Below are 7,810 nucleotides of genomic sequence, written 5' to 3'. Positions count from 1 at the left end.
AGCATAGTGTATTATGTGCGATACCTGCTATCCAAATAATGGATATTTACTACCTATGGCACTAACTAATTAAAATACATATAATCTGCTTAAAGAGCTTGAGAAATTGCACCTGATCAAAGTTCTTAAAAACACATCTTCTCCAAAATAAAGCTATCAGAAAAGGTTGCAGACAAGCTACCAACTGCTGATGTCGAAAAACTCCAGGAACACATTAAGCAAAGCCATAAGGAATGGGGTATTTGATCGAAGAAATTACAGATCTTTTATCCGGCTGATCAACTCACTGTCACTGATGTTATCCAAATCTGATTTATCATAAATTGACAGCAAATACACCCTTTCGTTAATAACATGTACGTAGGTAATTATCCTTGCACCACCTGATTTTCCTTTATTTATTTTTCGAGGTGATAGCTAAACGAATCTTATAGCAATTATTCCCTAAAGAAGTTCCGGCTTTTGGATCTTTAGTTAAATCAACAATTAAAACCTTCAGATCTTCCTTTAAGGAAATGTGTTTTTTAGCGAGTTTTTTTAAATTCACGGACAAATGCCGGGGTTGGCACGATCTTAAAGCTCATCCAGTAGTTCTTCTATAGTTTTTGTTTCAACCTTACCCTGTTGATGCAGTTTGACAAAATTTACAGACTCCTCCAGGTCATCCAATACCTGTTTTTTCTTTGTTGCAGCTTTTGTCTTTTTATCCTCTTTTATAGAAATAACCTTCCCTCCTAACTGCTCCACCAGTTCGGCCAGCGTTTTTCCTGCCTTTTCGGATATTTCAATTGTAAGCGTTGTCATTTAACAAATTTAAATATTTATAATAACAATTAAACAACTATAGTTTAAGATCTTCCGCGTTAGGGATAGGAGCGGAAAGCCCGGAGCGTACAATGGCCCTGCGCGTTGGCAAAGCGAGGGCTTGTAGCGGATAGCCTGGGCCGTAGGCAACGTCCATATCATCATCTTGTAATAACAACCAACACTATAAAATGGCGTATTTTACGTCATTCGCTTAACTAATAATATATATGTACTTAAATTAGCCCTTTCCTCTGCCCCAATTATTCCTTATACTTATGCCGGATAAAAACAGGTATGATCTATTTAGAACCACAGGGCGGACTGGCCAACAGGCTACGGGTTATTGCTAACGGCATCTGGCTTAAACGCAAGCTCAACACCCAACTGTATGTGATCTGGAATGGATCGCACGAGCTTAACTGCCCCTACCACCTGTTGCTTGAGCCAATTACCGATTTTACCGTCATCCCCAAAAAGCGGGTATTTGATTTTGTGACACGTACCGTTCAGCCCGATAGCAAAAGCCGGTTTAAGGCCAAACTTAAAAACCTGCTCGCCCGGGTTGATATCTGCATTACAGACGAGGACCATCAACTTATAAATGTTTATGAAACCGTACAGCATCATAAACGCATCTACATAAAAACCTGCCAGCGCTTTACCGATAGTATTGATGAGTTCAAACTTTTTAAACCCATCCCTTCCCTCAACCTTAAAATTAATGAACTATTAGGTTTGCTTGGCCCAAGGGGTGTTGGCGTACAGGTTAGGCGTACGGATAACGCAATGTCGATTGCAAACAGTCCGCTGGAGTTGTTTACCACGAGAATGAAAGAACTTGTTGCGACTAAAGACAATACCCGCTTTTTCCTCGCAACAGACGACGTTAATGTTGAACTTGAACTGAAACTGGTATTTGGCGACAGGATCATCAGCCCGCCGAAAGACCTAAGCCGACAAACCATTGCCGGCATCCAGGCAGCCGTGGTTGACCTTTTCGTGCTTGCCGGCACAGGGCGGATCCTGGGATCGTACTGGAGTTCATTTTCGGAAGTGGCAGCATGGGTGGGCGATATCCCGTTAGAGGTGATTAAAAAAGATTAATAAACTCAGCATTTGTCTGCACCGCTTATCTTTGCCTCATGAAACCTTATTACTTTACTTTAGCCATAGTGCTCATTGGGCACTTTGCGTATGCCGGAACAAGCATGCATAGGGATACCACTATAAAACCACCAGTAGTTAAAGAAACGAAAGGGGGCCAGGAAACCTTTATCGCCATCGAACAAGTCCCCGAATTTCCGGGAGGCCTGCCTGCTTTGGGCAGCTATATAAGTCACAGCTTAAAATACCCGGAAGTAGCCCGCCTGATTGGCATTAACGGCAGGGTCATGGTAACGTTTACAGTTGACACTACCGGGCGCGTAACTAACGTTACCCCTATTAATTGCATAGGTGCAGGCTGTGAGGCTGAAGCTGCCAGGGTGTTGGAGAACAGCCCGCTATGGAAACCCGGCATACAAAAAGGCCGACCAGTTAACGTTAAATATGCCGTACCAATTACATTTAGCAGTCCGGGAGGTAAAGTACAGTTCAAAGATCTGAAAAAATCCAGCTATGGTTTCGTGTTTGAAATAAAGAGCAAGCGTTATACCTTAACAGAAGCAAAGGAATTACTGGGCGACAGCTTTAAAAGCGAAGATGTACAAATTGCCGAACCGTTTTACAACGCCGATAATAACGACAAATTTGATATACCAGGAAAAACGGGAATTTACCTGATCCTGATGAAGGACAAGTAAAAGTCGTACTTAATTATAAACCGGCTCCGTCACTGAAGAGTTGTGTACCTCTGGCACACTAAGAAATTCATTCATTTCATTTCTACAAACCTTTTGCACCTCTGGTGCAACCTGTTAATCCCTTAACTTAATGACATTAGCATACCGGCTTCGCATAACCAAACAGCTATCCCTTCAATTAGTAACCACCGAACTTGTGGGTACCTCATCGGCATGCGAAAAGGAACGCGTAAAGCCCGACTTGTAATAGGCCAGCTTTTCGGTATGGTTTTGTGCTTTTAAACTTTGGTACATGCCCAGCATTGACCAGCCATTGCCCGGGTTCCGCTCCAGGTCCTCACGATAAATGGCTTCGGCCTGCGGGTTATAATCCGTTTTAAGCAGGTAAGCGCCCAGGAACTGCCGCGCAGGGATAGGCCACTCGGCAGGCTCAGCGTAGATCATATTATCCTCCACTGCTACCGCTTTTTTAAAGGCAGCCATACCTTCATCAAACTTATTCTTCCCCAGCAAAATAGCGCCGTCTAATATATTTTCGGCAATGGTTGCACCGTCAAGTGCAGTGTTAAACGGAATGTGCCGCTTTTTCAAAGCCGGGTCATCAAGTCCGGTGCGCAGCAATGCGAGCTGAGCTTCGGCCGAATCCTGCTTGCCGGTGTACAGGAGCGCCAATCCGCGGGCAAAATGGTGCAGGATCTGCGCGTACGCCCATTTCGGGTTGGGGCCAACGCTGTCTTTCAGCAGCTCGTGCCATTTGCCAAGGCGCACCATGGTAAGTACCGGCATCATGTACAGGTATTGCGAATAAGTATCACCGGCCGAAGGTTTTACAGCATTACGGCAGCGCTGTGCCGATTCCATCCCCCTTTTATACATGGCACCGTTAAAAGCACAAAGTGTTTCTACAGCATAAAAGTGAGAGTTGATCTTAGTAAGATTGATGTTTTTTACCAGGTCGGCATAAGCAACGATACATTTGGCCGCCTTTTCATTGGCGTCAACACCCTGGAAATACAGACCATTGCGCTGGTAAACATGGCTCGACATATGCACCATATGCCCGATACCGGGGAACAGCTTTTTTAAAGCCCCGGCATTAGCCAGCGCAACACCGGGATTACGCGAAGCCTCGGTTAAGTGAATATAATAATGCAGCGCAGCCGGGTGCTCCGGGTTTGTATTTAAAACACCTTTACAAATTGCAACCAACTCGGCAGTCCATGGTTTGTCGGTACCATCGGGTGCCCAAAAATCCCAGGGGTGAATAAGCATCACCGCATCAATGTACAGCATTTTAAGGTCGGCATCCGCCGGGTAGGATTGCATCAGTTTCTTCATGCCCTGAGCATAAGCGTCGTCGTCACTTGCATGGGTGCCACCCTGCGGATAACGGAGGTTCATCACTGCTATCAGCTCCTTTTCCTTTTCGGGAGCATTCCCGACAGCGGCATTCATTTGTTTTAAAACGGCAGGTAAACCGGCAGGCGCAACATAAGGTCCGCCGGCATTATAGTAGGGACCAAGGCTTAAAGCCTGCCCCCAATACGTCATGGCAGCTGAAGGATCAAAACGCGACGCCTCTTTGAATGATGCAAATGCCTCCTTCATGTGGTAGCTATAATACATGGTTAGCCCTTGATTAAAGTAAAACCGGGCACTGTCATTACGTGCAGCTATGGCATAGCTGTAATGTCCCCAGCCGGGTAAGCGCGGTATAAACTTGCCGTTCGCCGCCGTATCCACCTCATCCGCTGCACCCGATGAGCACATTACCGGGATCGCCGGTTTTAACTTACCCCGAACCACCGACTTTTTACCCTGGAACGCGAACAAACACGTCGCGAACAACACTACAGGAAACACAAATAACAGCGATACCTTTTTCATCTTACGATCTTTAATAAACAGGAAACCGGGTGTATAATTGACTGGTTATGAAAACTTACACTAATATAAGGTATTATGGGCGGGAATGAATGGGGAATACCTATGAAATAGGCATCCAAAATGGTAAATATTATTCATTAGATTTAGCCCCACCAATAATTATATGTTGACCTTTAAAACAGATCAGGCTTTAGGTGAGTTTATAAAAAACTCAAAAAAAAAGAATAGTAAAAAATGCCCTTTTTGCGGTTGCTGTATTTATAGCTTATTCATTTATCCTATTTAAAAAATAAGGCAGTGTTTTAGATAACACTTATATCCTTTCTGAAGTACTGTTGCTCGTTGTATTGGGGGGCGTTAACATTAGCCAGATCATATCGTTAAGCAAGACGATAAATAATACGGCAGAGGAAATTAGCTTTGCTGATAATCTGATTATAATTAAAACCTATCCTTTCAATTTCTTTTCCATTACAAATAAAAAAGCACAGACGCTAACAACTAATACTAATAAAGTATTTGTCAAAAAAGCGCCTTATCCCATTCCTGGTGGATCTAAAGAAAGCGTTTTGGTATTTGCCGCTAATAATCTCAATATGTTTATAATGCTAAATAATTTGCCATCTGATTTCACAAGCATTTTTCTCGAACAAAAAAAAGCATCGGAGATATTGAATTGATAACAAACCCGTCACCTGCTGACGGTGCCAATATTCCTTCCACTGGTCGAAGTTTAGCGGCAGCGTAACTTCGACCTAAAATAGTTTAAGCTTTCATCTTACCTTTCTTAGTTGTTTAGGTTAACCCACAAAACAATTTTGTGGGTTAACCAGCAAGCCGTTTTGTTTTGCCCCCCTGGAACAAAGGGTATTGCTATACCTTTTTATGCTACAAACCTTTTACATCTCTGGTGCACCTACCCTTAAGCATATCTTAATTAATACCTGTTTATGTTATAAAACCTTGCCAGCCCCAGCGGGGCCACATGTTTATAGCCTTAAAAGAGCACATTTTGGGGCTCCGTAGGTGCCTCCTATCGAAATTTCAGGTTAGTGGATTTTGTCGGTTAAGTTAAACTCAGTTGACACACGGGTGTCGTATAGAGGCAACCCTGCACAGAGATGCTTACCAACTACCAAAAGATCAGCCTTAGGAGTGCAACAATAATCAAATAAGCCCCCTCTACACACCGGCAAAAATGATGCAATAAAAAAATTCTGAAAAAAAATTGCGTAACTCAAAAGTTACTTATAACTTTATGTAACTTACAAGTTACTCATTTTAACAATACCTATTAAACATGTATTGAATTTTCACAGAACTGCTAATGAACTACTTTGGCTCAACGCGGGCCGGACAGTCAAACTGAAAAACTTATTAATTAATGAATTATTCAATTAAAAAATCAAAAAAATGACAACAACAGATTTCACAACCACCTTATTAGTAAATCAAAGCCCGGAAAAAGTTTTTGATACACTGAAAAATGTCCGTGGATGGTGGTTCGGATTACATTCAGAAAGCTTTGAGGGCGAGTCGGATAAACTTGGTGACGAGTTTTCGTTTTTTGCCGGAGACGGGGTGCATTACTCAAAACAAAAACTTGTTGAATTGGTTCCAGCCAAAAAAATAGCCTGGCTGGTTACAGATAGCAAGCTCACCTTTGCGCAAAACCAAACAGAATGGACCGGAACTAAACTTTGTTTTGAAATTTTGGCCGAGGGCGATGCAACAAAAATTGTATTCACGCATGTTGGCCTGGTTCCGGAATTTGAATGTTATGATTCTTGCGCACCAGCCTGGACACAATATATCCAAGAGCAATTATTAAACTGTATAAACGCTGCCCCGGTAATTAAAACAGTACCAGCCAGCGCGTAATCAGATGCTAATCGGCTAAAGCTATCCTTAGAAGCTGTTTAAAAACGAATGGAAAGTTTTTTGTAGAGACGCATCACATGCGTCTGCCAGTGGAAAAGCCAATTTAAAAGGCTTCTAATTCCGTTGGAAATTGCAAGCGGGAGACGCATGTAATGCGTCTCTACATTTAAAAACGATCAAATTTAAAACAGCTTCTTAGAGGCAAGATATAACATTACTTTGCTTCTAAACCTTTTCCCACTGGCCATTTTACTGACACCATCCAGCCGGTGTTTCTTACGCTGGTCGAAGTTTAGCGACAGCGTAACTTCGTCCTAAAATGGTTTAAGCTTTAAGCTTAACTAACCTGCCTGTTATGAAGCAATTCATAAGAAGAAGCGACGCGCGCGCCCAGCAAATGAACAATCACGAACCGGGAATATAATTAATTGACTGGCTATAAAACCCTAAGTTAATATGAAGTATCGCAAACGTTGTTTTGGGTCAAACAAACAGAAACTTTAAGCCCAGATACTACAAATTAACAGGATAAATTAAACCATAATAGCCTCAAATACAATCTCAAACGTTTGCGTTGGGGTTTATTATGCTAACCACAGTCCTTAATTTCCTGTTATTGAAAACAGAACTCCTTTAACAACAAGGCATTCAAATAATTAGCTATTGTTTTTAAAGCCCTTACCCTCAACAGCTTCATGGAAACAGGTTTTAGCTCCTGTTTGTCTTAAACATCTTATCGGCAAATATTATTTTACTGATGCTTTTTGCCATCATATAAAATTATATTTTGAATGAATATCCAACAAACGTTTGCGCAACTATTAAGCAACTGATTAACTTAACCATTTCATAATTTAAGTTAAAATTAACAAACAAAATTTTAACAAACCTTTACATTATGAAACAGTACCACTTACACTATCTGGCGTTACTTATCATGTTCACTCTGTTTTCCTGTAAAAAGGAGCAGCAAAAGAATGTAGGAGTTAACAAAGCCTCTACATTAAAAACGGAATCGCTCGGCGGCACTTCGCTTACGGTTTCTATGGGCGGCAATGCCTATGTTACTACCTTAGCTTCCGGCGGCGTTGAAACCATAACCACTACCACCCTCGCCAACTGGACCAACGCCAACAGTATTTTCTCGGCTTACTTCCGTCTGGGCAACACCGGCTCCTTAACTGTAAAGGTAAAGGCCAAAGTTGCTTCGGGCAGCAGTGTGGTTAAAATTACGGTTAACGGGGTAGCATTTAACGTATCTATGTCGGGCACCGCATTTACAACTTATAATGTAGGTACGGTAAACATTGCCAGCCCCGGCTATGTAAAAGTAAATTTTCAGGGTGTAAGTAAAACCGGCGGATATTTTGCCGATGTATCCGACCTGATCGTCAGCGGCCCGGTGGTTGCATCAAATGTGCAGTATGCTAACG

The 7,810-nt window shown here is 42.3% G+C and carries 6 protein-coding genes; 4 read left to right on the top strand and 2 right to left on the bottom strand.

What is annotated here, in order from left to right; translation table 11 throughout:
* Nucleotides 1-573: 573 nt before the first annotated feature.
* Entirely contained in the window at nt 574-804 is a 231-nt protein-coding gene (locus tag VF500_RS30030; protein ID WP_330863185.1) for a hypothetical protein, read from the bottom strand.
* A gap of 297 nt (nt 805-1,101) precedes the next feature.
* On the opposite strand from VF500_RS30030, the gene VF500_RS30025 reads away from it, so the two are divergent.
* A complete protein-coding gene (locus VF500_RS30025; protein WP_330863184.1) occupies nt 1,102-1,911 on the top strand; it encodes a hypothetical protein in 810 nt (269 codons plus the stop codon).
* Between the two features lie 38 nt (nt 1,912-1,949).
* Complete coding sequence (locus VF500_RS30020; RefSeq protein WP_330863183.1) at nt 1,950-2,609, top strand: energy transducer TonB; 660 nt, start codon at nt 1,950-1,952, stop codon at nt 2,607-2,609.
* A 174-nt stretch (nt 2,610-2,783) separates the two neighbouring features.
* Here the strand turns inward: VF500_RS30020 and VF500_RS30015 are convergent, their stop codons facing one another.
* A complete protein-coding gene (locus VF500_RS30015; protein WP_330863182.1) occupies nt 2,784-4,496 on the bottom strand; it encodes a hypothetical protein in 1,713 nt (570 codons plus the stop codon).
* 1,413 nt (nt 4,497-5,909) lie between these two features.
* Here VF500_RS30015 and VF500_RS30010 point away from each other — a divergent pair.
* Both VF500_RS30010 and VF500_RS30005 read left to right on the top strand, forming a co-directional pair.
* Nucleotides 5,910-6,377 (top strand): SRPBCC domain-containing protein, encoded by a 468-nt coding sequence (locus tag VF500_RS30010; protein WP_330863181.1) that lies wholly within the window; start codon nt 5,910-5,912, stop codon nt 6,375-6,377.
* A gap of 898 nt (nt 6,378-7,275) precedes the next feature.
* On the top strand, nt 7,276-7,810 hold a 535-nt coding region (locus tag VF500_RS30005), incomplete at its 3' end, for a DUF5077 domain-containing protein (protein WP_330863180.1).

The sequence above is a fragment of the Mucilaginibacter sp. genome (assembly GCF_036383575.1).
GTDB lineage: Bacteria > Bacteroidota > Bacteroidia > Sphingobacteriales > Sphingobacteriaceae > Mucilaginibacter.
Note: the sequence above shows the minus strand (reverse complement) of the source record. Positions and strands in the feature narration are given on the sequence as shown.